The following is a 26,096-nucleotide window of genomic DNA, read 5'->3' as shown; positions in this document are numbered from 1 at the left end:
CACTAATAGGAAAATGATAAAAATCCGATTAAACATAAAATTACTGTTACAACGGAGAATACTGCAACAACTTTAGTCTCATGCCATCCACTTAATTCAAAATGATGATGAATAGGGGACATTTTAAATACTCTCTTACCTGTAGCCTTAAATACCGAAACTTGAATAATAACTGAGAGTGCCTCCATTACATATATTCCACCTACTATTACAACGAGGAACGGTGATTTTAGTATCATGCCAACGGCTGCTACTGCTCCGCCAAGTGCTAAAGATCCCATATCCCCCATAAAAATTTGTGCTTTATAAGAATTGTATTTTAAAAATCCTAATAGAGCACCTGCAAGTGCTGCACAAAATATTGAAAGAGAAGGATGAAACAGCATATTGCTAACTAAAGCAAAAAATGTCATAACCACTATCGTAACTGAAGTTGCGAGTCCATCTAACCCATCAGTTAAATTAACTGAATTAGTAGTTGCTGCAAAATAAATAATAATAAAAGGTACGTACCAAATTCCCAAATTCACACTTCTACTAGTAAATGGTATCGTTATGTCAGTTCCTAACCTAATTGAAGCGTAATAGCCAATTATTCCTGCAACTATCACTATAAGTAACATCTTTTGTTTAGATTTAAGTCCTTCATTTTCTTTATGTGTTATCTTTAGAAAATCATCAATAAGTCCTATTATTCCAAAAGCTATTAAACAATATAATGCAATCATGGCTTCATCATTTGTATGTCTAACAATTAATAACATTGTAATTATTGTTGAAATTATAAATATTATGCCACCCATAGTAGGTGTTCCAGCTTTTTTAAGATGACTTTTAGGTCCTTCTGCCCTTATATTCTGACCAAATTTAAGCTTATGTAGAAGTGGAATTATCAATGGTCCTTGTATAATTGATAATAAAAATGCAATTATTACAGAATAAATAATCAAACTCATTTTTCTATCACCTCTTTATTATTAATATTTTCGAGTTTCTCCACTATACTCTCAAACTTCATATATCTTGAAGCTTTAACCAAAACAACATCGTCTTTTTTTAGAACTTTATCTAGAAAGGAAACTACTTCATTATAGGTTTCAAAACTTCTATATTTATCTATATCATTAAATCCTTCTTTATATGCATCATTAAATTCACCAAGTGTAATTAATAAATCAATCCCTTTGCTTTTGGCATATTCTCCAACTTGTTTATGTCCATCATATGCACTATCTCCCAGTTCTCTCATAGTGCCAAAAATCGCGATCTTCGTTGTGCCTCGAGTATTTCCCAGGACATCAATGGCAGCGAGCATTGAATCAGGACTAGCATTATAACAGTCATTAATTATAGTGAATTTTTTCCCTTTTGTTATATTTAATCGCATAGACGTAGCTTCAAGTTTTTTAAACCCTAACGTTATTTCTTTATAACTCATATTCATTACTCTTGCACATGCTACAGCGAGCATTGAGTTGAGGATGTTATGACGTCCTGGTATATTTACCTCAATAGCAGTTTCTACTAAGTTTTTTCCATCCATTACGTTAAATATTATTTTCTTTTCAAGGACATTTAAATTACATGCAGTATAATCAGCCTCTGAATCAATCCCCGTTTTTATAAGTTTATATTTTGATATGATATCTTGTAATAAATCATTATCTGAATTTACAATTAGAACACCATCATCACTAAAAAAATCTGTTATTTCCATTTTAGCTTTTAAAATATTTTCTCGAGTTTTAAGATTTTCAATATGAGACATTCCAATGTTAGTAATAATAGCAATATCAGGTTTAGCAACTTCACACAAGTTATGAATTTCGAAAAAGTCACTCATACCCATTTCAAGTACAGCAACATCATAAGTTTTATCTAACTTAAATATCATCATAGGCAATCCTATTTCATTATTAAAATTACCTAACGTTTTAAACACTTTAAACTTAGCACTAAGAACTGCTGCAACTAAGTCTTTTGTAGATGTCTTGCCTGTAGAACCAGTAATTCCTACTACCTTTATATTTAGCTTGTTTATGTAAAATTTAGCAAGCATAAGAAGTGCCTTTTTTGTATCTGCTACCTTAATAACAGATGTTTTCTTATTAAACTCAGACTTTTTGAATTTCATATCATCAATTATACAAATTGAAGCACCTTTTTTACTAGCAATGGAGGCATACTCATTAGCATTAAAATTTTCACCTTTTATTGCTATAAAAATATCGTCATCTTTTATAATTCTTGTATCTAAACATACATTATTATGCTTAGTACTCTCACCTTGCAAGACTAATTCTCCATGAACTGCCTCTATTATTTCATTTGTTGTAATATATTCCATTTATAATTTCTCCTTAAGTATCTCTGAAATGACTTCTCTCTCATCAAAATGTATAGTTTTATCTTTAAGTATTTGATAATCTTCATGACCTTTTCCTGCAATAACAATTATATCACCAATTGTTGCGCTCTCTATTGCTCGTTTTATAGCATCACGTCTATTCTCTATTATTTCAAAATTATTCTTTTCAATGCCGCGAACTACATCTTTAATGATTTCCATTGGGTTTTCAGTTCTTGGATTATCAGAAGTTATAAATGAAAAATCACTTAAACTTGTTCCTATTCTACCCATTATTGGTCTTTTTGTTTTATCTCTATCCCCACCACAACCATAAACAGCTATAAGTTTACCTTTCGTAAATTCCCTTACAGTTTCCAAAATGTTTTCTAAACCATCAGGTGTATGTGCATAATCTAAAATTATTTCAAACCCCAAATTATGATTGTTTTCAACAAGTTCACATCGTCCAAGTACTTGTACCTTTCGTAGTGCCTCTCGAATTACAGGTATCTCAACTCCTTGATTTAAACAAACTGCTATAGACCCAAGCGCATTATATACATTATAATTTCCTGGTATATTTAATTCCATATCAAAAGAATTTTCTTTGTATTTTAAAGTGAATTTACTACCCCTTGAATGCATTTTTATATTGGTAGCCATAATATCTGCCTTATGGTTTAATGCAAAGCTTAATTTACTATTTTTTATTGAATTATATGCTTTTACACCATATTCATCATCAATATTAATTACTGATACTTTGCTTAACTTAAATAATTTTAATTTAGCATTAAAATAATTTTCAAAGGTTTTATGAAAATCCAAATGATCTTGAGTTAAATTTGTAAAAATGCTTTCACAAAACTCTATACCATATACTCTATCTAAGCTTAAAGAATGTGATGACACCTCCATTACACAATAATCAACATTAGAATCTACCATTTCTTTAAAAAGCCCATGTAGCTCTAATGATTCCGGAGTAGTTCTCTCTGTATGAATCTTCTTTGTCCCTATAAAATTTGCTATAGTACCTATTAGTCCAACCTTATATCCACTCTGCTCGAGTATTGCTTTAATCATAAATGCTGATGTTGTTTTTCCGTTAGTTCCAGTTATCCCTATCATTTTCATGTTACGACTTGGATTTGAGTAATAATTTGACGAACTTATGGCCAATGCCTTTCTTGAATCCTTAGTATTGATCACAATGGCATCTATATTTTCTATTTCTTTCTGACATACAACTGCAATAGCACCATTATTAATAGCACTTTGTATATATTTATGTCCATCAAGCTTATATCCTTCTATAGCGAAAAACACATCACCCTTTTTAACCTTTCTTGAATCATATTGAATTTCTTTTATATCTGTATCAATATCACCCTTTATTAAATCGAATTTAATGTTCTCCATTATTTTTCTTAACTTCATACAATCGCTCCCTTAAGTCATAACATAATACTACTAAGTAGAAATATATTATACTTTTTATTACTAACCTCTTTTATAAATAATATACAAATAAAGTTAATTTCATAAAAAAATAACTCTACCCTCTAACATGGCAAATCCGACAGTTCAGAAATACTGAATCCTGTCGGTTTTTGTTTTCCACATGTTAATTTATAATTATACACTATATTTAACGACATTTCAGAAGGAAAGTTTTTAATTTCTATAAAAGCTAGTTTAAATCTCCTTCTGAAGTCGTTAATTCATCTCTTTCAGAGATGTTGCAGCGACCCAGGAGATGATTTAACTAATCAGCCATAATATCTAGATCTGCAGTAATTATAGTTCCTTTTTTCACAACTTTACCATCGTCACTTTGGTCTGTGACTATTCCACTTCCAGTAAATTTAACATTTAGACCAAGTTTACTTAGTAGTTTGCTAGCCCTTTGTGAACTACTCCCTATAATACTTGGAACCACAACCATATTATTCTCATTTTGTACCTTACCTGTATGCAAGATAATTTCAGTTCCCTCTTTAACAGTAACACCAGGTTTTGGAGTCATATCCGTAACTGTACCTTCAGCTGGACTTGATTTTATCCTTAAATTATTATCTTTTAGTATCTTTTGCGCATCTGCTGTTTTAAGGCCTCTTACCTCAGGTACGATAATATCCTTTAATAAACTTTTGCCGACCTCTTCACTAGTTGCATCAGATTTTAATGATAAATAATTAAATATATCGTTAAATACCTGTTTTCCAACAACAGTTGCAATCTGACCACCATAATAATTAGAAGGATCTGGTTCATCTATATTAACAAGTATAGTTATCTTAGGGTCATCCGCCGGAGCCATTCCTGCAAATGATGAAACATATTTTTGCGATGCATAACCTGGACCTGTTGTACTAATCTTTTGAGCAGTTCCTGTTTTTCCTGCGATATGGTAGCCTGCGATAAATGCCTTCTTACCACCACCGCTTTCAACAACTTGTTCAAGATAAGACCTAAGTTTTTTTGCAACTGCTGTATCAATTATCTTTCTCGTATTATAATTCGAATAAGTTTTTAAAACTTTTTTAGTATTTGTATCACCATAATCAACTATCTCTTTCATGATATGAGGAGTTATAAGCTTGCCGCCATTTGCAATAGCATTAAAGCCAGTTAAATATTGTATGCAAGATATAGCGTTACTTTGACCAAATGATGTTGTTGCTACATCTTGAGCAGTCATGTCTTTAGTCTTTCTAATTATTCCTGAAGCTTCACCATTAACATCTATACCAGTTTTTTTACCAAACCCAAACAAATAAATGTACTTATTTAATTTTTCAGGTCCTAGTCTACGACCTAGCTCCATAAATCCAACATTACAAGAGTTTTTTAATATATCCACAAAGTTTTCAGCTCCATGTCCTGTAGTTTTCCAACACTTGATTCTTCTTCCTGCAACTACTGTGCTACCAGAGCAGAAAAATTTATCATCTTCCTTAACTAACTTTTCTTCCATTGCAGCTGTAGCTGTAAACACTTTAAAAATAGACCCTGGCTCAAAAATGTCACTAACAGCCCTATTTCTCCATGCCTTTTGGTTTTCGTCATAACTTTTGCTAAGATCCCAAGGATCATTAGGGTTATAATCCGGTTTATTAGCCATACCTAATATTTCCCCGTTTTTAGGATTCATAACAATTATACTAACTGCTTTTGCTTTATTATCAATCATAGCTTGTGATGCAGCTTTTTCGCAAAAATACTGAATCATCTCATCAACAGTAAGCACTACATCTTTACCATTTATGGGTTTTGTATAATCCGATATAGTATAAGGTACTTCTTCACTTTTTCTATCTGTTTCTGAAATTTTCATGCCAGGTATCCCTGATAGAAATTTATTGTAATAAAGTTCAACTCCTGTTAAACCATTACCATCAGAATTTGTATGTCCTAAAACACTTGATAAGAAATTATCATTTGGATAATACCTTTTAGTGTCACCTGTAATAACAATTCCTCGTAGATTATGCTTTTTCGAATAATCACTTATTTTATCAGCTGTAGCTTTTTCTATTCTTCTCTTCAAAATTGCTGATCCAATAGCTTTACCTTTTGAATTTGTCTTAGTCAAAGTTGATAAAACGTCACTAGATTTCATTTCAAGGATTGTAGCTAGTTCTGGTGCAATAGTTTTCATACTTAAGCTATTTTTCTTTGTAGTTTCTCTTAATGCATTAAGATCTAAATCTACTCTAAAAACATTTGCACTTATAGCTAGCTCTTTTCCATTTCTATCTAGAATCCGTCCCCTCTTTGGTGAAATTCGAACATCACTTGTCCACTGTTGAATTGCTTTTTCTTTGTAATCTGATCCCTTAACTATCATTACGTAGCTTAACCTACTAATTAATAGAAAAAGCAAAATAAAAAGTATGAAAAAGACAATTAACATTCTGCGTTTAACTACCACCTTGTCCCTATACTCTCCTCTTGCCAACTTATTTCCCCCCTGATACATTGCTGGGCATTAATTATTATTTAAAACATAACATTTTTTATTTTATTTACTACTGTATTACTTATCCTAATTTTAGAATTATCATTCGTACCTAAATTGTTTTTACTCAAATTAAAATATTTTATGTCACTGGCACTGGGTTTAACCATATGAAGTTTTGTTGTGGCTGTTTTCTCAATATAGCTTATATTTTTAAACTTTATTAGATCTACCTGATACGCATCATTTTCTTTACTTAATACTTCTATCTGAGCTTTAGCTTTAGAACTCGCTTGTTGATAAGAGTAAATCATGCAGTACCTTGCTATAACAACCATTCCAATAACAAATCCTATAAGTATATTTGTAAGAATTCCTTTTTTCTTTTTAATATCATTTTGTCTTTTACTTTGATTAGCTTGTTTTCTTGACTTCTCTAACTCTTCATATTCTTGTGGTTCTAAAACTGTATTTCCATATACCTCAAACTCTTTTTTTGCTACTATCACTTTATTCACCCCATCCACAATTTAGAACTAAATCTTTTCTGCAACTCTTAGTTTTGCACTTCTACTTCTACTATTTATCTCTAGTTCTTCCTCTGTTGCCCTTATAGGTTTTCTACTAATAAGCTTTACGATTGGTGTTTTACCACACACACACATAGGTAACTCTTTTGGACATTTACATGGATCCTCTAGGTTTTTAAATTTAACTTTAACAATTCTATCCTCAAGTGACTGGAATGTAATAATCGCCATTCTTCCACCACTATTTAGTCTATCTACTCCGTCCTCTATTGCCTTGTCAAGTATTTTAAGTTCCCCATTAACTTCAATTCTTATGCCTTGAAAAGTTCTTTTAGCAGGGTGACCTCCATCTCTCTTATACTTTGCAGGGATAGCTGCATCTATAACATTCACAAGTTCAAGCGTTGTTTCAATTGGTTTGTCTTTTCTTCTATCCACTATGAAATTAGCAATTCTTTTAGAAAATTTTTCTTCACCATAATTTCTTAAAACATCGGCTATTTGCTCTTCTTCATAATTATTTACAACGTCAAAAGCTGTTATTCCGCGACTTCTATCCATTCTCATATCAAGTTTTGCATCTCTCATATAACTAAATCCACGTTCTGTATTATCTAATTGATATGACGAAACTCCTAAATCCATAAAAATTCCATCAACTTTTTCAATTTCTAGTTTGTCTAGTATCGCCTTTATATTGTAAAAATTATCATGTACATATGTAACGTTGTTAAATTCCTTAATCTTTTCCTTTGCTGCCTTTAATGCATCCTCGTCTTGATCAATTCCAATAAGCCTTCCTTTAGCTGATAATTTTTTTAAAATTTCAAGTGAATGACCTGCACCTCCTAGTGTACAATCCACATAAATTCCATCTTCCTTTATATCAAGTGCTTCAATACATTCATTTAATAAAACTGATATGTGCTTAAACTCCATTTTTATCTCCTTTTATAAGCCTAATTCGTTCATTTTTTCTGCAATCTCATCAAAATTAATATCCGACTCATTATATTCATCCCATTTGTCTTTAGCCCATATTTCTATTCTAGTTGATACGCCTATACTTACTATTTCCTTTTTAATCGAAGCGTATTCACATAAATTTTGTGGTATTAAGGCCCTTCCTTGCTTATCACATGTTATTTCATTTGCACCTGAGAAAAAAAATCTCACGAATGCTCTGGCATCCTTACTAGTTAATGGAAGTTTTTTAAGTTTTTCCTCCATTATCTTCCATTCGTCCATTGTGTATATATACAAGCATCCATCAAGGCCCTTGGTTAATATAAATTCGCTACCTAATCCTTCACGAAATTTTGTGGGAATAATCATTCTATTTTTACTATCAATGGCATGTTGATACTCACCAATAAACATAATATTCCCCCACTTTATATTATTACTCCACTTTCAACCACTTTAAACCATTTTAAACCACTATTAAGTAATATTCTATAGAAAAACGAAAATTCCTTTTTATTTTACATCATTATTAAAAAATTAAAAATTTTTTAAATTTACTTCTTGAAATGCATTAGCTTGAAATAGAATAATATCTAGAGTATAATTTATAAGAACTTAATAATATTAAACGTAAGAAAGGAATGTACATATATATGAAGCTAGGAATTGTAGGTTTACCAAATGTAGGAAAAAGCACATTGTTTAATGCAATAACAAAGGCAGGCGCGGAATCTGCTAACTATCCATTTTGTACTATAGAGCCAAACGTAGGTGTTGTAAGCGTTCCAGATAAAAGATTAGATGTACTACAAGGTATTTATGATAGTAAAAAAATAATTCACACAGCAATCGAATTTTATGACATTGCCGGCCTCGTAAAGGGAGCAAGTAAAGGAGAAGGTTTAGGTAATAAATTTCTATCTCACATAAGAGAAGTTGCATCTATTGTTCATGTTGTAAGATGTTTTGTAGATGAAAATATCATACATGTAGATGGCACTGTTGATCCACTTCGAGATATAGACACTATTAACTTAGAACTTATTTTTTCTGATCTTGACGTATTAGAAAGGCGACTCGAAAGATCACAAAAACTTGTTCGTTCTGGCGATAAAACAGCAAAAATGGAATATGATCTTATGGAAAGAATAAAAGAGCACCTTGAAGCAAATCTTCCAGCAAGGACTCTTGAGTTTACCGAAGAAGAAACTATTTTTGTAAACAGTCTTTTCCTAATTACTTCAAAACCAGTATTATATGCTGCAAACATTAGTGAAGATGATCTTATGTCTGGTAACACAGAAAATGATATGGTTAAAAAAGTTCAGGAATTTGCTAAAAACGAAAATTCAGAGGTAATTGTAGTTTGTGCAAGCCTTGAAGAAGAATTATCTACTTTAGATGATGATGAAAAAATGGAACTTTTAAAGGAATATGGTCTTAATGAAACCGGACTTGATAAACTTATTCATTCAAGTTATAGATTACTTGGACTCATGAGTTTCTTAACTGCCGGTCCTCAGGAAATAAGAGCTTGGACTATACACATTGGAACTAAAGCCCCTGCGGCGGCTGGTAAAATCCATTCTGATATAGAAAGAGGTTTTATAAGAGCAGAAATAGTTTCCTATGACAAGCTTGTTGAATGTGGTAGCGAAGCTGCTGCTAAGGAAAAAGGACAATATAGACTTGAAGGAAAAGATTATATCATGCAAGATGGTGATGTAGTAAACTTTAGATTTAACGTATAAAAAATATAAGTCACAGATACTAATAAATTAGTTTCTGTGGCTTTTTTTCATTAATTATTTTCTACTACTGCTATATTTCTTTAACTCTTTGCTGATGGTTAGCATTAGGGATTCAAAGTTTTCTTCTGAGTCACCCATTAGTACTTGAATGGCATCATCTATTGAGGTCATTGTATAGATATGAAAGTTTCCATTTTTAATTTCCTGTTCAACTTCCTCATTTAGAACCAAATCGTCTGCATTAGATAGTGGTATCAATACACCTTTATCCTTTACAGTGTCTAAGACTTTGCAGGCCGCAAAGAAACCTTCTATTTTATGATTTACTCCTCCTATAGGTTGAACTTCACCAAATTGGTTTACAGAACCTGTAAGAGCAATGTTTTGCTTTACTGGTACTTTACTTAATGCAGAGAGCATACTTATTATTTCTGCAACTGATGCACTATCACCATCTATTTTTCCGTATATTTGTTCAAAACTCAAATGAAAATCTACCGGTAGTCTACTAAATCCACCATTAATATTACTCATATATCCCTTCAAAATATTAATAGATTTACTATGGATGCTACCACTTAAATTACTCTCTTGCTGAACATCTATTATATTACCTGATCCTTTATAACAACAGCAAGTGATCTTTATCGGCTTACCAAAACTAAAATATCCTGTATCAATTACTGATAATCCATTCACTTGTCCTATTTTACTATTGCTAACATCTATAAGCATTTTCTTTTCAGTATAGTGGTTTAAAATTTCCTTTTCCATAATATCTTTTGTGTACCCTACATCAATTATATCATTTTCATTAATCTGAGTTCTATTTTCTAACTCAACCTTATTACTGGCTAAAATTAATATTTTCTTGATCTCATGTTTATCATAATAAATTTTTTTCTTACTTTCTACCCTCTTAGACATTATCTTTGCTACTTCTCTAATAGCTCCATTTGTAATTGATTTAAAGTTATTTTCATAACACATCTTATTAATCTCAAACACTAAAGAATTTTTTAGATTATTATCTATATTCTGCACTGGATTACATTCTGCTTTTATAGTGAAAATCTTTTTAAAGTCCTCATCATAATTATAAAGCAAGTCATATGTCTCATAATCTCCAATAAGAATTATTTTTGTTTTGATGGATATTGGTTCTGGTTTTAAAGCATTTAAAGAAATAATCTCATAATGGTTACTTGTAGCTCCAACATCTACCTTTTGTGTTAATAAAGATTTCTTTAATTGGGAATAGGCCAAAGGGTTACTTAGTAAACTATTCATTCTAATTAGCAAACACCCTTGATTTGCTTTGAGCAAACTACCACTTTTTATAAATCCAAGGTTTGTTGTATAAACCCCTTTGTGGTTTTCATATTCTATATTACCAATTAAATTCATTAAGTTGGGATCTTGTTCAAAAATTACTGGAGGTACTTTATTATTACTGTTATCTACAATTACATTAACAATATATTTGTATATAATTTCATTTATTTGTTCTTCATCATCATCATAATTCAGTGAATAATTATCTATAAGTCTTGTTTCGATGGCATTGCATACTATCTCTATATACTCCACTACAACCTCATCTTCCACAAACATATCTTTAAAGTCTTCTTTTAATTGGCTCATTTCATTTTTATAGTATATTCCCATTATTTGTTTTATTTTATCTAAGTCTTTTACTTCAAAATCTTTTAATTCTTCTAAAGTATTCTTAGCTTTTTCTTTTAACATTTTTGCCGTAGCTAAAATTTCTTCTTTCCTCACTTTATCTAAAGTATCATATTCATTCTCTGACATTTCTTTTCCTTTACTTAATGGAATAAATGTAAAACCATTATTAGTAGACTTTATATCAAAACCTCTATCCTTTGCTATATCTATCAGTTCACCAATAAGTTCATTCCTTTTTTTTTGAATTCCTTCTTGAATTTCCTCTTTTTCTTTATTTGATGAATTATTATAAAACTGGAATGTGCACTCTAAATACTCATCCTGCAATCCCTCAAGTATATCTTTCAACCTATTTCCACCCCCATTACTTATAATAATAGGTTTTGGAATTTTTTCATCTTCATATAATACATAACAAATGTCTTTTGGTTTGCTACTATTCTTAAACATATTAGCTACACATTCAGTAATATCTTTAAGGCTTTCCTTTGAAAAATCGTCTATTAAATAAACATTAAAACCCTCTTTTTCTATACTCATTGCAGTTTTAACATTTTTTATTACATCTAAATATTGTGGCATAGAATCTAATGTTTCCCTTGCGCCCATATTTTCAATATCAAATTCATATATTATATCCTTTGGAGTTAATTCCTTACTCATATTCCTCCTCCTTTCAATTCTTTATTCTATTAATATTCTTAAATTACACATTTGGGGACAAATATTATCATTATAGATTAATAATTTTTCTAATTTTATGACTACATATCTTTTTATATAAAAAAAGTAATATAATTTTATAAATAGACATTTTTTAATGCTTGAGTTAAATAACAACTTAAGATATAATAAGCTTATTGACTTTTTTTATTTTTTATAATTTTTATTGTAAAGGAGTAATTTGATGGGATTAAAAGAAAAATTAACCAATAGCTACACACAGTCATACTTAAAAAGATATGGTGATAGACTTACTCAGGCACAAGGTAGAGTTCTATCTGTCAAAGTAGAATCAAAGAATTATCTTAGAATATTTTATAAATTAACTGTTATAATTCTTGTAAAGGCTGATGGAAGTAAAGCGATTTCTAAGTGCATATTTAAAAAACATCGTTGGTTCAAAAAGATACACTTTATATCGGTACTTCAAGGACATTCTGTTATAATTCAAGGAATGAAAGGTAAAAAAGGTAAAGAGCACAGAGAACAGATTCAAATTGTTAACATAAGAAATATGACTACCAAAAAAGACTTAGTTCCAACTAAGGAAGGCACCCCTGCTCCAAAGGTACAACGAGTAAGAGCTGATAAACGATTTAAGTAAAAAATGAACTGTCTGAAAATAGAATTAAATTCTACTTTCAGACAGTTCATTTTTAAATTAGAATACATAACCGTTAGGTGATGAATTCCCTAGCGATTACAATACTAATAAGTGATGCTTAGTGTTTATTTGTTAAATATAAATACAAACTATTTATAAAAGAAATAATGCTTGAGAAAAATAAAATAATTAACCATTGTCCTAAATTAAGTGCTATAGTATGAAATACATTCTGTAAAAATGGAATGTAAACTATACTAAGTAACATAATTACTGATATACTTACAGCCCCCAATAAGAACATATTTGTAAATGGATTAATTTCAAACAAAGAATGTTTTTCAGATCTACATTCAAATACATGTATAAGTTGAGATAAAACTAAAGTTCCAAGAGCAAGTGTTCTACATGCCTCAATACTCATACCATAATATTTACCACCAATGAATGACAATATTGTACAAACACCTATAAGGCAGCCACGTATGATAATCTTTTCTGTAAGCCCTCTTGAAAATACACTTTCATTTTTTCCTCTAGGTTTTTCAAACATTATATCAGGATCTGCAGGATCTACTCCTAGCGCAATAGCTGGAAGTCCATCTGTAACTAAATTTACAAATAAAATTTGAATTGGAAGAAGTGGATTCTCTAAATAAAATAAAGAAGCCAAAAACATGGTAAGTACCTCTCCCAAATTACACGATAATAAATATCTTATAAATTTTCTAATGTTATTATAAATAACACGTCCTTCTTCAACTGCAGAAACAATAGTTGCAAAATTGTCATCGAGTAATATCATAGATGCTGCCTCTTTAGTTACATCTGTACCTGATATGCCCATAGCTATTCCGATATCCGCCTCTTTTATAGCTGGAGCATCATTAACCCCATCACCGGTCATTGCTACAATATGGTTTTTATGCTTAAATGCCTTAACTATCCTTAATTTGTGTTTAGGACTTACTCTTGCAAATATCTTAAAGTTATCAATATTCTTATCTAATTCTTTATCACTTAGTTTATCTAGTTCATCTCCAGTTATAACTTCCTCTGGATATTTACAAATATCTAAATCTTTTCCTATTGCATAAGCTGTATTTTTATGATCCCCTGTTATCATTACAGGCCTTATACCTGCAATCTTGCACTTTATAACCGCGTCCCTTACTTCTTTCCTTGGAGGATCAATTATCCCTGCTACGCCTATGAAAATTAAATTACTTTCCAAATTATCATCTCTTGTAATCCCTGTCACCTTATAGGCACATGCCATACATCTTAAAGCTTTGTTTGACATAGACTCCACAGATCTCAATAGTTTATTTTTATAAACGGGAAGCATTGGCTGTATAAATCCATCAATTAATATATAATTACACTTTTCTATAACCCGTTCCGGAGCACCCTTTACATAACAAACCTCTCTATCCTCTTCTTTAACAATAACAGACATAATTTTTCTTGTTGAATTAAATGCTATTTCATATACTCGTCTTGCTTTGTTTAAAAATTCCTGCAACTCTTTAGGATTATAAAAAAAGCCTTTAATCAATGCTGTTTCTGTTGGATCACCAAATAAACACTTTTCAATATTTCTACCACTGAAATCATAATTACAATCATTACAGTATGTATAGGCTTTTTTCATCATTAAATTCATCGGAATTTTGTCATTATCAATATTGTAAATCTTACCATCAAAATATAATGCTTTTACTGTCATATTATTTTCAGTAAGCGTTCCTGTTTTATCAGTACATATTACAGACGTACAACCCAAAGTTTCAACGGCTGGTAATTTTCTAACTAGAGCGTTCCTTTTAAGCATTCTAGATACACCAAGGGCCAAAGCGACTGTAACTATAGCAGTCAATCCTTCAGGGATTGCGGCAACCGCAAGACTTACTCCAAGTAAAAACATTTCATACTTGTCTTGTCCACGCCAAATTCCCATAAGAGATACAACCACGCAAATTATTATACAAAGTATAACTAATATTTTGCCAAGATGTGCCAAACGGTCTTTTAATGGTGACCTCTCATTATCTATACTATGAAGCATATCTGCTATTTTTCCCATTTCCGTACTCATACCAGTTGCAATAACTTTTGCTTTTGCTTTTCCAGTAAGAATTATTGTTCCCATATAAATGGTATTTTCCTTAGAACTTGCACTTTTAGATACACCAGCTGACTCTCCAGTAAGTAAGGATTCATCAAGCATGACATTATTACATAACGTCAAAATACAATCTGCAGGTATCCTATCGCCACTTTCTAAAATCACAAGATCTCCTGGCACTAGATATATTGCATTTATTACTGAAATCCCGCCATTTCTAACTACTTTAGCTGTTGGTGCTGCGAGCTTACTAAGTGCCTCTAAAGACTTCTCTGTTTTAAACTCTTGAATAAAGCCTAAAATTCCATTCATTATAACTATTATCAATATAGTTATTGCATCTGCTTTTTCGCCCATAAGTCCCGAAAGCACTGTTGCTACAATTAATATCCAAGTAATAAAATCATTAAATTGGGAAATAAATATTTGAAGAGCTGATATCTTTTTTTTACTTTCTAATTTATTAAATCCATACTTTTTAAGCCTACTCTCTGCATCTGCATTTGTTAACCCCTTCGATGAGGTAACACTATCATAACCAAGTCCGCTTGACTTATTTTTATCCTTAGCATTGTTATTTGACATTCGTTCATTAAACACTTATATTCCCCCTTACGCCTCTTTAATATAGATAACATATTTTAATTGTTATCTTCCATATGCAATTATCTTGTTATTTTAAGATGACTACATTTCTATAATTTTTATTCTTTACTACTATATGTGCTTACTTTCCTACATATGAAAAGAATATATGGTTTTTTCTTTACAATATGTAAGTTTGAATATAAAATAATATTATCAATAAATATTAGTTAAAACGACACGCAGATAATAATTAGTATTATTATCTGCCATAGGAAAAGACAAGGAGGATATACGTGAAAAACATTATTTATATTACTGGTCACAAAAATCCAGATACAGATTCTATTTGTTCTGCTATTGCATATTCAGAGTTTAAAAATAAAACTGGTAAAGTTACTGCAATTCCAATAAGGCTTGGTGAAACAAATCCTGAAACAAAATTTATTCTTAAATATTTTGCTGTACCTGAACCTAAACTTATAACTACAGTTAAAACACAAATTTCTGATTTAGATATTGATGTTGTAGCTCCAATTTCACCAGATATTTCTTTAAAAATGGCTTGGTCTATTATGAAGAAAAAGAATGTTAAAACACTACCTGTAATAGATGAAAATGAACAATTAGCTGGTGTAGCTTCAGTTTCAAATCTTGCTTCAAACTATTTAGATATTTGGGACAATTCAATTCTTGCAAAGAGTAATACACCACTTGAAAACATTTTAGATACTCTATCCGCTAAATGTTTATACAAGCCAGAGACGCCCTTTAAAATAACGGGTAAAATAATTGTAGCTGCTATGCAGCCTGATAGCACAAAAACAGTAATTGAAGCTGGAGATATTGCCCTATGTGGTGATAGAGAAGATTCACAGTGCTTAATAATTAGTTCTAAAGCATCACTTATAATTATTACAGGTAATCATACTCCAACAGAAGAGGTTCTTGAGCTTGCAAAAACTAATGGGTGTACAGTTATATTAACACCATATGACACTTTTACAGCTTCTAGGCTTATAACTCAAAGCATCCCTATAGATTATGTTATGACTAGAAAAAATCTTGTTACTTTTAATACAGATGATTTTATTGATGAGATAAAATACACTATGCTTGAGACTAGATATAGAAGTTATCCAGTTCTTGATGAAAATAATAAAGTTGTTGGCAGTATTTCAAGATTTCACTTAATATCTGAAAATAAAAAAAAGGTTATACTTGTAGATCATAATGAAAAAACTCAATCAGTACTTGGCCTTGAAGATGCTGAAATATTAGAAATAATAGATCATCATAGAATTGCAGATGTTCAAACTGGTCAACCTATATATTTTAGAAATGAACCAGTGGGAAGTACTTCAACAATAATAGCAACAATATTCTTTGAAAATGGAATTAGACCATCGAAAAGTGTTGCAGGAATTTTATGTGCAGCCATTATTTCCGATACATTACTTTTAAAATCGCCTACTTCAACAATCGTTGACGATTTAACTTTAAAAAGATTAGCTCAAATTGCTGATTTAAACATAGAAGCGTTTGCTAAAGAAATGTTTAAAGCTGGTACATCTCTTGACGGTAAAACAGCTGAAGAAATTTTCTACCAAGATTTTAAAGTTTTTACTCTTAGTGGTTTTAAAGTAGGAGTATCCCAAGTTGGTACAATGTATATTGAAGGATTCGATCTAATCAAAAATGACATGATAGATTTAATGAATAAAAAAGCAAAAGAAAGTGGTTTCAACTTGATTATATTAATGTTAACCGATATATTAAATGGCGGTTCAGTATTAATAGCTGCAGGAGAACACAAAGACATTGTTTCAAAAGCTTTTAATATTACATTAACTGATAGCGGTATATATATACCTGGTCTTGTTTCAAGAAAAAAACAAGTTATACCACCTATTACAGTTGCTCTAAGTAAAATAAAATAAAATTTAAGATTATTTAAATAAAAAACAAAGCAAAGCATTTATTACAAAATATTTGCTTTGTTTTTTATTTATTATAATTTATTAATACCCTATAATTGTTGTAAAACAAAAAAAACTATAAAAAGTAGGAAACATATAGAATAACTTATGCTTAAATAGTCCTTGATGCATACGTTATCAATTTTATTATTATAGGAACCATAAGACTTTAGATAATGCATATTGTTACCATTATGATAAGAATAAAAATTAACTGATTCTATAAATGCAGCCAAAATATCAACATTAAGGAGAGGTACTATAAAAAGATTACTAATATAATCCCCTTTAAATTTTATCTTTAAATTTCGATTTCTAAACACATAAATTATATATAAAAAAGCTTCTGCTATTATTGATGGTATTATAATAGCTATAGACATAACAAAGCCTATTATATTAAAATCCTTATCAGAACTTAAATTGTATAGTATCATAAACACAATTGCTGCACCATTACCAAATATTATAATGAGAAACAAAGGTGTTATAAATCCACAGATAAGAGCGCTAGATATAGTAGATATTGTGTCATAAAAATGTTTTTTGTAATTACTTTTTAAATTTTTTCTCTCTGTATTACTAATATCTATTACTATAAAAGCTGTAATAGCATTATATAATTGGTTGTTTTTTATAAAAACAAGCCCCAAATACATAACAAATATAAGACATAAATATAAAAATTGCACTATATATATGTTTTTGATTTTATTCCTTGATTTTATATTAATAAAATTAAATACCTTTTGTCTATCCAATCTCCACAGTAATATGCTAAATAAACAACCAATTATATATCCACTCCCCATGATCACCCTCCTAAATCATATTATTATGTGCTTTACTAATAATATATGAGTGTTTCTCCTTAATTAAAACTATTTTTATTATTATTTCAAAAAACAAAAGACACACTAACAAAAGTATGTCTAACTTAGACTTAATAAAATAAATTATTTTTGAAGATTATTAGCCATTTGCCACATTTCATCAGCTGTTTTTAAAGTACTTGAACTAAGCTGAAACGCTCTTTGGGTCATAAGCATATCAGTCATTTCAGTACTAATATCAACATTTGATCCCTCTAAGTAACCTTGATTAATAGAGTAATCTTTGCTATCTGAGACAGTTATTCCAGATTTGGGCTGAAATAAACTATCACCTATTGATATCATTGAATTATCGCCTACAACAGTTGAAATTTTTATTTTTCCAATAATAGCATTGCTACCCTTTATAGCTACATTACCATTTTCATCAACCTGAAAATTATTAGCAGTAAATTTATAAGGTCCATTTACTTTATTAATATTATTACCACCCGTATCAACTATACTTAATCTGTTTCCCATCTCATCAACTATAGTTCCACTTGCATCTGTCAGAAAATTACCAGACCTAGTATATGCCTTAGTGTTATCTGGTTGAGTCACCTCAAAATAACCAGTGCCATCTATAGCTAAATCAGTTGATAGGCCCGTCTGCGTGAGTGAGCCTTGTGTATTATCTCTTTTCCATTCTCCTACCCTAACACCTGTACCATTTTGAAGCACAGTTTTCGAAGCAGCATTTACTGGATATCCTTTTCTATCAAGTGTCTCATGAACAAGATCTTTAAAATTTGTGTTTAGTTTTTTATACCCATTGGTATTTGCATTTGCAATATTATTTGATATTGTATCTAACTTTTCTTGTTGCGCCCTCATAGCACTTTTACTATCCCACATAATTTCTAACATCTGCTACCACTCCCTCCCATTCGTATTTTTTATTTTACTGTGCCTACTTCATTTACAGCTTTACCTAAAGTCTCATCAATAGCTTGTATGACTTTTTGATTGCTTTCAAAATTTCTCATGATTTCCATCATATTTACCATTTCGCTTGTAACATTAACATTAGATTTTTCAAGAGATCCTTGCCTTACACTAACATTTGCATTTTGAATGGGATTTGCTGCATCATATAAGTTATCTCCAACTTTTTTAACAGTATTATAATCTTTAAAGTCAACTAAATCAAATTTATATTGATTTTTACCATTAACACTAATATTTCCGTATTTATCAGATTTAAGTTTACCATCACCAACAAATATTGGTTCTATTGCATTAGTTGCTGTATTTTTACCTAAAACCTTATCTCCACTATCTGTTACTAAATATCCACTTCCATCTATATGAAAATCACCAGTTCTTGTATAATAGTTTTTAGTATTTATGCCATTATCTCTTTGGACTGTAAAAAATCCCTTTCCATCAATTGCAAAATCTGTAGATTTATCCGTTGTCTGTAAAACCCCTTCAGTAAAATCTGTATTTGTAGCATCGATTTGACTTCCCTGACTTAGAGAGCCAAGAATGGTTTTAACATTTTTACCATTTACAGTTTTATCATAATTTTGTATTAAAACATCATCAAATGACTTGATAGAAAGATTTTCAGCTTTATATCCGTTTGTATTGGAATTTGCTATATTATTAGTTACAGTGCTTTGTTTAGCTTCTCCAGTTATGAGACCTGTAACTGCTGTGTATAAGGCTCTAATCATTTTTTCACATCCTTAATAATTATTGGCATTTCATCTGGGTAACGCATACCATATCCATTTGCCTTAATTTCAATTTGTCCTTTACTCATTTCATAATTTATCTTTGAACCAGCGAGTAAACAACATGCCATAATTAAACCAATTCCTATTCCTATCAAAAGTTTCCTATCACTTAAAAAGTCTATTAATTTTTTTATCTTATATATAAATCCTTTATTAATAGTACTTCCCCCTTACCTAAATGCAATATTTCACAAACTTCATCAGTAGATGAGCCTTCACTAAATAACCTTTTTATTTCATCAACTTTTTCACTACTATTATTGCGCGGTGCATCCAAAATTTCATTCTCATTTTCTAGTTTAGTATCATCTTTAACAATTCGCTTATCTTTATTATCGTACTTTTCTTCATTGTTTTTATGAATTTCATTGTTTTTTTCCATAAGTTCCTTAATACCCATTATTTCACTTTGGAGTTCTAAAATGCTTTCAGAAAACTCCGCTCTAAGTTCTCCTATCCTAATATCATCATCTTGTATATTTCCAATAGCATTCCCTAGTACTCCATTAAAAGACTTATTTTGCTTTTTTATAGATAATACATTTAAAATTATAAGAATTAGTCCAATAAAAATCAATAATCCTGCCATATAATTCACTCCAGATCTTAAAAATAAATTATTAATATATATTAATTCTATGATACATCATATTTTAGTTTTACTAATGCCTTTCTTAGGTTTATAAGTGCTCTACTGTGTAGTTGACAAACTCGTGATTCAGACACATTTAAAATACTTCCTATTTCTTTTAATGTAAGACCTTCATAATAATATAAAGTTAAAACCATTTTATCCTTCTCTTTAAGATTTTCAATACCAACAGCCAAATATTCAATTTGCTCTTTTTCTTCTAATGCTTCCTCAGGGCTTGGACTACTATTATCTTTAATAGTACCACTAAGTGGCATATCATCCTCTTCAGAAAAGATTAAATCTTCAAGCGAAACTACCGATATATAATTTATATTATTTTCAATTCTTGCAACTTCATTTATTGTAATACCAAGTTCAGTTGCAATTTCGTGGTTTGTTGGTTCACGATACAAGCATTTCTGAAGCCTCTCAATTGCTTCGTTATATCTGTTAAGCTTATCCATAGCTCCCTTAGATATTGGGCTATTACGCCTAAGCTCATCTATCATAGCACCTTTTATTCTTATTGATGCATAACTTGAAAACTTCATACCTTTAGTAGCATCATATTTTCCTAAAGCGTCCATAAGTCCTAGCATACCATAACTAATTAAGTCTTCATATTCAACATATTTAGTTTTTCCAATAATTACTCTAGAAGCAATGTATTTGACTAAAGGTATGTGTTTTTTTACAATCTGCTCTCTTATATCATCTGCTTTAGCTATGGACATTCTAAAACCTCCTCAAATTTTTTTCATTTGATTTCTCATAAGTTGAAAAATATATTTAATAAGTTGCTCACGTGTTCCGTTATCTAAAAACTCAAAACTAAGACCACAAATAAATCTACCCTCATCGTCTTTCATTATCCTCTTTGTTTGTCCCACAATAAGTACCTCTTCATCATTAACAGTTAATGATATAAATAAAAAATCGTTAGGACTGATTTTCTCAGACACCTTAACCCTCATGCCACCACCACTTAAATCAACAAGTACTGCTTTTAAATATTTACTATCATCAATTGTGCTAAGATTTACTTTGGGTTCATTTTTAAGATTTATGTATTTAGCAGTTTTTACTAATGGTACTCTAACATATCGTCTTCTCTGAATCCTTTTTACTTGCTCAGGTTTTGCTATGAGTAAAATAGGTATATTCTCAAATTTACGTCCTATTATTATTGATTTAAATTTATAAAGATTTTCTTCTGCATAATAAAGTACATCTATAATAGACCCCTTTGACAATGGAACATATTCACCAGCACTCGAAGGAATACTAATTGCTATATAGTCCTCTGTTATATCTTGTATGTTGCTATTAAAATATTTTTCATTAATCAATATTTCCAATTTTTTGTTTAATTTAAAATCAACTTTAATCACTACTACAACCCCTTATGAAAAAATGCTGAAAATTTTCTTAAATAACCCCTCTACTCCAATATTACTTGATTTGTCTATCGTGCCCTCAATTTTACTTGCAATTTTATTTATATCCTTAGATACCTCAGAATTCGGATAACTTACAATTACAGGTTGTTGTTGCCTTACTGCATAAGCTAATTTTTTATCTTCCCCAATTTTACCAAGGTATTCTATTTCCATATTTAGAAATTTAATAACAGCATTATTAAATTTATTAAAGGTCAAATTAGCTTCATTATTGTCGAGTGACCTATTTATTATAACTTTTGCAGAATTCTTAATTTTAAAATGATTAACAGCCTTGAGTAAACTATATGCATCTGTAAGTGAAGTAGGTTCAGGTGTTGTTACAATTATTAAATCTTCACAGCAAGCAATAAATCCCAAAACGCTTTTATTTACACCTGCTCCAGTATCCATTATTATATAATCAAGCCCTGTTAAAGCTGTAAGCTTTTTTAAAAATTTATCTCTTTGAATTTCTGTTAAATCCTCAACTTTTGTAAGCGCAGATCCTCCTGGAAGAAGTTTTACACCATATGGCCCAGTTACAACAACATCTTCAATTTCCTTATCATTGCATATAACATCAAATACATTATATTTAGACAAACACCCCATTATAATATCATCATTTCCCATGCCAATATCTGCATCAAAAATCATAACTTTTTTCCCCATTTTCTGTAGTGCTATAGACAAATTTACCACTATATTACTTTTGCCTACTCCACCTTTACCTGATGTAACAGTTATAATTCTTGGCTGCAAACTTACTTCGTTACCATCATTCGCCATTTGCCTAAGTCTTTGTGCTTGGTCTAACATATCGTATCCTCTCCCAATATAAGGTTAATAATTGAGTCAACAGATAACTCTTTAATATCATCAGGTACATTCTGACCGGTTGACACAAAACTAAGCGGTATTTTAGCAGTTTCTAATATATTTAGTATAGATCCATATGTGGAAGTTTCATCTAATTTAGTTACTATTATACTATTATAATTCAAAATTTGGTATCCTTCAATAATATATTTTAAGTCTTTATTCTTCGTTGTAGCACTCAACACCAACTGAATATTTTTTGTATCAGCTTTTTCTACAAAAGTTCGAAGTTCAGCTATTTGCATTCTATTTTTACTACTTCTTCCTGTAGTATCAATTAAAACAACCTCACATTCACTCATAGTTTCTATTGCATCATCCATATCATTCATATTATATACAACCTTAAAAGGCAAGTTCATAATATCAGCATAAGTTTTGAGTTGCTCTACTGCACCTATTCTATAAGTGTCTACAGTAATCAGTCCTACCTTTTTCCCCTCAACTAGAGCAAGTCTACCTGCAAGTTTTGCTATGGTAGTAGTTTTTCCTACACCTGTTGGACCTACAAGCACTATTCTACCTTGAAGTTTTGGCTTAATCACATGAATCATATCTTTTAATACAATTTTTAATTTTTCTAAATATGTCACATCATTTGTATTATTCTCAATTTCCATCATTATATTTTCAATGTTTTCACTATCTACATCATTTTCACGTAATATCTTTTCTATATCATTTTTCTGATTATCGTAAGGCTTGTCTGAATGTGAAAGTTCTCTCTCCTGAGAGAGTTTTCCGATCATAGTTTTCATTTTTATCATTTCACTCATTAATTTATCTGAATAATTATCACTACTATTATCGTTTTTTTCCTCAACCTGATTTGAAATTTTATGTACTACACTATTTTGTTTTTGACTCTGCCTAGAATCATCTTTAATTGCATTTTCTTGTTGCACAACTTTTTTAATTGCTTCAATACTACTTAATTCCATACTACTTAATTTATTATTATTATTATTTAGAATATTACTATTTACAACATTTTGTTCCTTATCATCGATTTGATTTTCAACTGCAGCAGTAACTTCAATAAGCTTGCTAGTGAATAATCCCTTTATTCCTGGCTTTCTAATTTTTCTTTGACTTATAATTACTGCATCCTTACCTAGTTCATATCTTATTCTTGTCATAGCTTCATTCATGGTTTTAACGATATAACGTTTTATAATCATTGTAGAGTCACAACTCCTTCGGTTTTGATCTCAACTTCGTTTGGTATCTCATTAAGAGAAAGCACAGTGACTGTAGGGAATACCATTTCAATTAACCGTCTAAATGCTGGTCTTATCTTTGGGGATACTAGTATAACTGGTTGGTTATTATGAAAATATATTGTATCAATATTATTTTTAATAGAATTTAATATTTTACCTGTAGTCTCTGGATCTACTGCCGGAAACGAACCTTGTATTGATTTTTGAATATTATTAGATATAATATTCTCAACTTCAGGTGTTAATGTCATGATTGTCATAACTCCATTTTCATCAACCAATCCATTACAAATGCTTCGTCCAAGTGAAAAACGTACATATTCCGTTAATACTTCTGTATCCTTAGTTACTCTAGCATTATCTGCTAGGGATTCTAAAATAGTTACCATGTCCTTTATAGCAACCTTCTCCTTAAGAAGACTTTGAAGAACCTTTTGAACTTCTCCAATAGTCATAAGATCTGGTATTAATTCTTCAACTACCGTATTATACTTTTCTTTTACAGAATCAATTAACAACTTAGTTTCTTGTCTTCCAAGAAGCTCAAAAGCATGATTCTTAATAGTTTCTGTTAAATGAGTTACCATTACTGTAGTTGGATCTACTACTGTTAATCCTTTAATTTCCGCATCTTCTCTTTGATCATTATTTATCCATACTGCTGGTAATCCAAATGTTGGCTCAACAGTATTAATGCCTTGCATAGTAATATCTTCAGACCCTGGATCAATGCAAAGTAGCATACTTGGCATTAATTCGCCTTTAATTATTACAGTACCTCTTATCTTAACTACGTATTCATTTGTTTTTAATTGCAAATTATCTTTAATTCTAATAGGTTGTACAACAATTCCCATCTCGAGTGCGCACTGTCTTCTTACTGATGCTATTCTTTGTAATAAATCTCCTCCTGAAGCTTCATCTGCAAGTGGTATTAAACCATAGCCTATCTCTATTTCCATAGGCTCCACAGAAATCAAATTCATTACATTCTCCGGTTCTCTATTTTCGGTTTCATGACTTTCTTGTTCTACATTCTCTGCTAGTATAATTTTTTGATCTTTTTCATCCTTGTTTAAGAAATACGCACTGGCTGCTAAACCAATAGCAAGTATTATGAAAACAAAATGTGGCATTCCTGGAATACAAGCCAAAACTAATAACACAACTGATGCTAAAGCAATAGCCTTTGGAAATGTAGTAAGTTGCTTTGTTATTTGAGTTCCTAAATTTGTAGTACTACTAGATCTAGTAACCAAAATACCTGATGCAGTTGATATTAAAAGAGCTGGAATCTGACTTACAAGCCCATCTCCTACCGTTAACCTAACATAAGTCGTTGCAGCAGTCCCAATTGGCATGCCTAGCATTACAACGCCTATAATTATACCTCCGAAGATGTTAATTATAGTAATAATTATACCTGCTATTGCATCTCCTTTTACAAACTTTGAAGCCCCATCCATCGCCCCATAGAAACTAGCTTCATCTTGTAGTTTTGTTCTTCTCTCTCTTGCCTGTTCTTCAGTTATAACCCCTGCATTCAAATCAGCATCAATACTCATTTGTTTACCTGGCATAGCGTCTAGTGTAAATCTAGCAGATACTTCTGATACACGACCAGCACCGCTTGTAATAACAACAAACTGTATAATGATGATTATTAAGAAAATAATTATTCCAACTACATAATTACCACCAACAACAAACTCACCAAAGGCCTCAATTATATTACCTGCATAAGCTTGCGTTAATACAAGTCTAGTAGATGAAATATTTAAGCCTAATCTTAAAAGTGTTGTAATAAGTAATAAGGTTGGAAACACTGAAAATTGCAAAACTTCTGTTGTAAACATTGTCAATAATAAAATCACAACTGCTAGTGTAATATTAAATGCAATTATTACATCAAGAAGGGCTGGTGGTAAAGGAATAATTATCATTAAAACTATCCCTATGACACCAAAAGGTACTATTACATCCAAATTATTTTTAATGTTGAATTTTGCTTTTTCAGCCACAAGTATCATCC

The 26,096-nt window shown here is 30.5% G+C and carries 22 protein-coding genes; 3 read left to right on the top strand and 19 right to left on the bottom strand.

What is annotated here, in order from left to right:
• Positions 1–2 precede the first annotated feature (2 nt).
• The 7 genes from mraY to mraZ form a co-directional block, all read right to left on the bottom strand.
• The gene (mraY, locus tag Q0649_RS03255; protein ID WP_298837228.1) at positions 3–956 is read right to left on the bottom strand and encodes a phospho-N-acetylmuramoyl-pentapeptide-transferase; all 954 of its coding nucleotides are present in this window, start codon (positions 954–956) and stop codon (positions 3–5) included.
• On the bottom strand, positions 953–2,347 hold the full coding sequence (gene murF / locus Q0649_RS03250) for a UDP-N-acetylmuramoyl-tripeptide--D-alanyl-D-alanine ligase (RefSeq protein ID WP_298837226.1): 1,395 nt from the start codon (positions 2,345–2,347) through the stop codon (positions 953–955). The genes mraY and murF overlap by 4 nt, the downstream gene beginning before the upstream one ends.
• Entirely contained in the window at positions 2,348–3,790 is a 1,443-nt protein-coding gene (locus Q0649_RS03245; protein WP_298837223.1) for a UDP-N-acetylmuramoyl-L-alanyl-D-glutamate--2,6-diaminopimelate ligase, read from the bottom strand.
• A gap of 328 nt (positions 3,791–4,118) precedes the next feature.
• Entirely contained in the window at positions 4,119–6,314 is a 2,196-nt protein-coding gene (locus Q0649_RS03240; RefSeq protein WP_298837220.1) for a stage V sporulation protein D, read from the bottom strand.
• 41 nt (positions 6,315–6,355) lie between these two features.
• Positions 6,356–6,823 carry a hypothetical protein gene (locus tag Q0649_RS03235; RefSeq protein ID WP_298837218.1) on the bottom strand — a complete coding sequence of 156 codons (468 nt, stop codon included), beginning with the start codon at positions 6,821–6,823 and terminating at the stop codon, positions 6,356–6,358.
• Between the two features lie 27 nt (positions 6,824–6,850).
• Positions 6,851–7,783: a 16S rRNA (cytosine(1402)-N(4))-methyltransferase RsmH gene (gene rsmH, locus Q0649_RS03230; protein WP_298837215.1), complete on the bottom strand. Its 933-nt coding sequence runs from the start codon at positions 7,781–7,783 to the stop codon at positions 6,851–6,853.
• A gap of 12 nt (positions 7,784–7,795) precedes the next feature.
• Positions 7,796–8,224, bottom strand: coding sequence for a division/cell wall cluster transcriptional repressor MraZ (mraZ, locus tag Q0649_RS03225; RefSeq protein ID WP_298837212.1), 429 nt, complete (start codon positions 8,222–8,224; stop codon positions 7,796–7,798).
• A gap of 239 nt (positions 8,225–8,463) precedes the next feature.
• Here mraZ and ychF point away from each other — a divergent pair, with 239 nt between their 5' ends.
• Positions 8,464–9,561, top strand: coding sequence for a redox-regulated ATPase YchF (ychF, locus tag Q0649_RS03220; RefSeq protein WP_298837209.1), 1,098 nt, complete (start codon positions 8,464–8,466; stop codon positions 9,559–9,561).
• A 54-nt stretch (positions 9,562–9,615) separates the two neighbouring features.
• On the opposite strand, the gene Q0649_RS03215 is transcribed toward ychF, so the two are convergent.
• Complete coding sequence (locus Q0649_RS03215) at positions 9,616–11,913, bottom strand: AAA family ATPase (RefSeq protein ID WP_298837206.1); 2,298 nt, start codon at positions 11,911–11,913, stop codon at positions 9,616–9,618.
• Positions 11,914–12,157: 244 nt separating this feature from the next.
• Between Q0649_RS03215 and Q0649_RS03210 the strand changes: the two genes are divergently transcribed.
• Positions 12,158–12,577, top strand: a complete 420-nt coding sequence (locus tag Q0649_RS03210; RefSeq protein ID WP_298837204.1) for a hypothetical protein — start codon at positions 12,158–12,160, stop codon at positions 12,575–12,577.
• Between the two features lie 118 nt (positions 12,578–12,695).
• Here Q0649_RS03210 and Q0649_RS03205 read toward each other — a convergent pair whose 3' ends face one another.
• A complete protein-coding gene (locus Q0649_RS03205) occupies positions 12,696–15,305 on the bottom strand; it encodes a calcium-translocating P-type ATPase, PMCA-type (protein WP_298837201.1) in 2,610 nt (869 codons plus the stop codon).
• 281 nt (positions 15,306–15,586) lie between these two features.
• On the opposite strand from Q0649_RS03205, the gene Q0649_RS03200 reads away from it, so the two are divergent.
• Positions 15,587–17,230, top strand: coding sequence for a putative manganese-dependent inorganic diphosphatase (locus tag Q0649_RS03200; RefSeq protein WP_298837198.1), 1,644 nt, complete (start codon positions 15,587–15,589; stop codon positions 17,228–17,230).
• An 89-nt stretch (positions 17,231–17,319) separates the two neighbouring features.
• On the opposite strand, the gene Q0649_RS03195 is transcribed toward Q0649_RS03200, so the two are convergent.
• From Q0649_RS03195 to flhA, 10 genes are all read right to left on the bottom strand, one after another.
• The gene (locus tag Q0649_RS03195; RefSeq protein ID WP_298837196.1) at positions 17,320–18,081 is read right to left on the bottom strand and encodes a hypothetical protein; all 762 of its coding nucleotides are present in this window, start codon (positions 18,079–18,081) and stop codon (positions 17,320–17,322) included.
• Positions 18,082–18,225: 144 nt separating this feature from the next.
• Positions 18,226–19,011, bottom strand: a complete 786-nt coding sequence (locus Q0649_RS03190) for a flagellar hook-basal body complex protein (protein ID WP_298837193.1) — start codon at positions 19,009–19,011, stop codon at positions 18,226–18,228.
• A gap of 29 nt (positions 19,012–19,040) precedes the next feature.
• Positions 19,041–19,823 (bottom strand): flagellar hook-basal body complex protein, encoded by a 783-nt coding sequence (locus Q0649_RS03185; RefSeq protein WP_298837190.1) that lies wholly within the window; start codon positions 19,821–19,823, stop codon positions 19,041–19,043.
• A complete protein-coding gene (locus tag Q0649_RS03180; protein WP_298837188.1) occupies positions 19,820–19,981 on the bottom strand; it encodes a hypothetical protein in 162 nt (53 codons plus the stop codon). The genes Q0649_RS03185 and Q0649_RS03180 overlap by 4 nt, the downstream gene beginning before the upstream one ends.
• Before the next feature lie 35 nt (positions 19,982–20,016).
• On the bottom strand, positions 20,017–20,475 hold the full coding sequence (locus tag Q0649_RS03175; RefSeq protein WP_298837185.1) for a DUF6115 domain-containing protein: 459 nt from the start codon (positions 20,473–20,475) through the stop codon (positions 20,017–20,019).
• A gap of 47 nt (positions 20,476–20,522) precedes the next feature.
• Positions 20,523–21,248, bottom strand: coding sequence for a FliA/WhiG family RNA polymerase sigma factor (locus Q0649_RS03170; protein WP_298837358.1), 726 nt, complete (start codon positions 21,246–21,248; stop codon positions 20,523–20,525).
• 18 nt (positions 21,249–21,266) lie between these two features.
• Positions 21,267–21,911, bottom strand: a complete 645-nt coding sequence (locus Q0649_RS03165; protein WP_298837182.1) for a flagellar brake protein — start codon at positions 21,909–21,911, stop codon at positions 21,267–21,269.
• Between the two features lie 12 nt (positions 21,912–21,923).
• Positions 21,924–22,781 carry a MinD/ParA family protein gene (locus Q0649_RS03160; RefSeq protein WP_298837179.1) on the bottom strand — a complete coding sequence of 286 codons (858 nt, stop codon included), beginning with the start codon at positions 22,779–22,781 and terminating at the stop codon, positions 21,924–21,926.
• Positions 22,775–24,022 (bottom strand): flagellar biosynthesis protein FlhF, encoded by a 1,248-nt coding sequence (gene flhF, locus Q0649_RS03155; RefSeq protein WP_298837177.1) that lies wholly within the window; start codon positions 24,020–24,022, stop codon positions 22,775–22,777. Before flhF ends, Q0649_RS03160 begins: the two co-directional genes overlap by 7 nt.
• Positions 24,019–26,094, bottom strand: coding sequence for a flagellar biosynthesis protein FlhA (gene flhA / locus Q0649_RS03150; RefSeq protein WP_298837174.1), 2,076 nt, complete (start codon positions 26,092–26,094; stop codon positions 24,019–24,021). Before flhA ends, flhF begins: the two co-directional genes overlap by 4 nt.
• Positions 26,095–26,096: the final 2 nt, after the last annotated feature.

This window comes from uncultured Clostridium sp., from assembly GCF_937920395.1.
In the GTDB taxonomy this organism is placed as follows: Bacteria; Bacillota; Clostridia; order Clostridiales; family Clostridiaceae; genus Clostridium_AD.
Note: the sequence above shows the minus strand (reverse complement) of the source record. Positions and strands in the feature narration are given on the sequence as shown.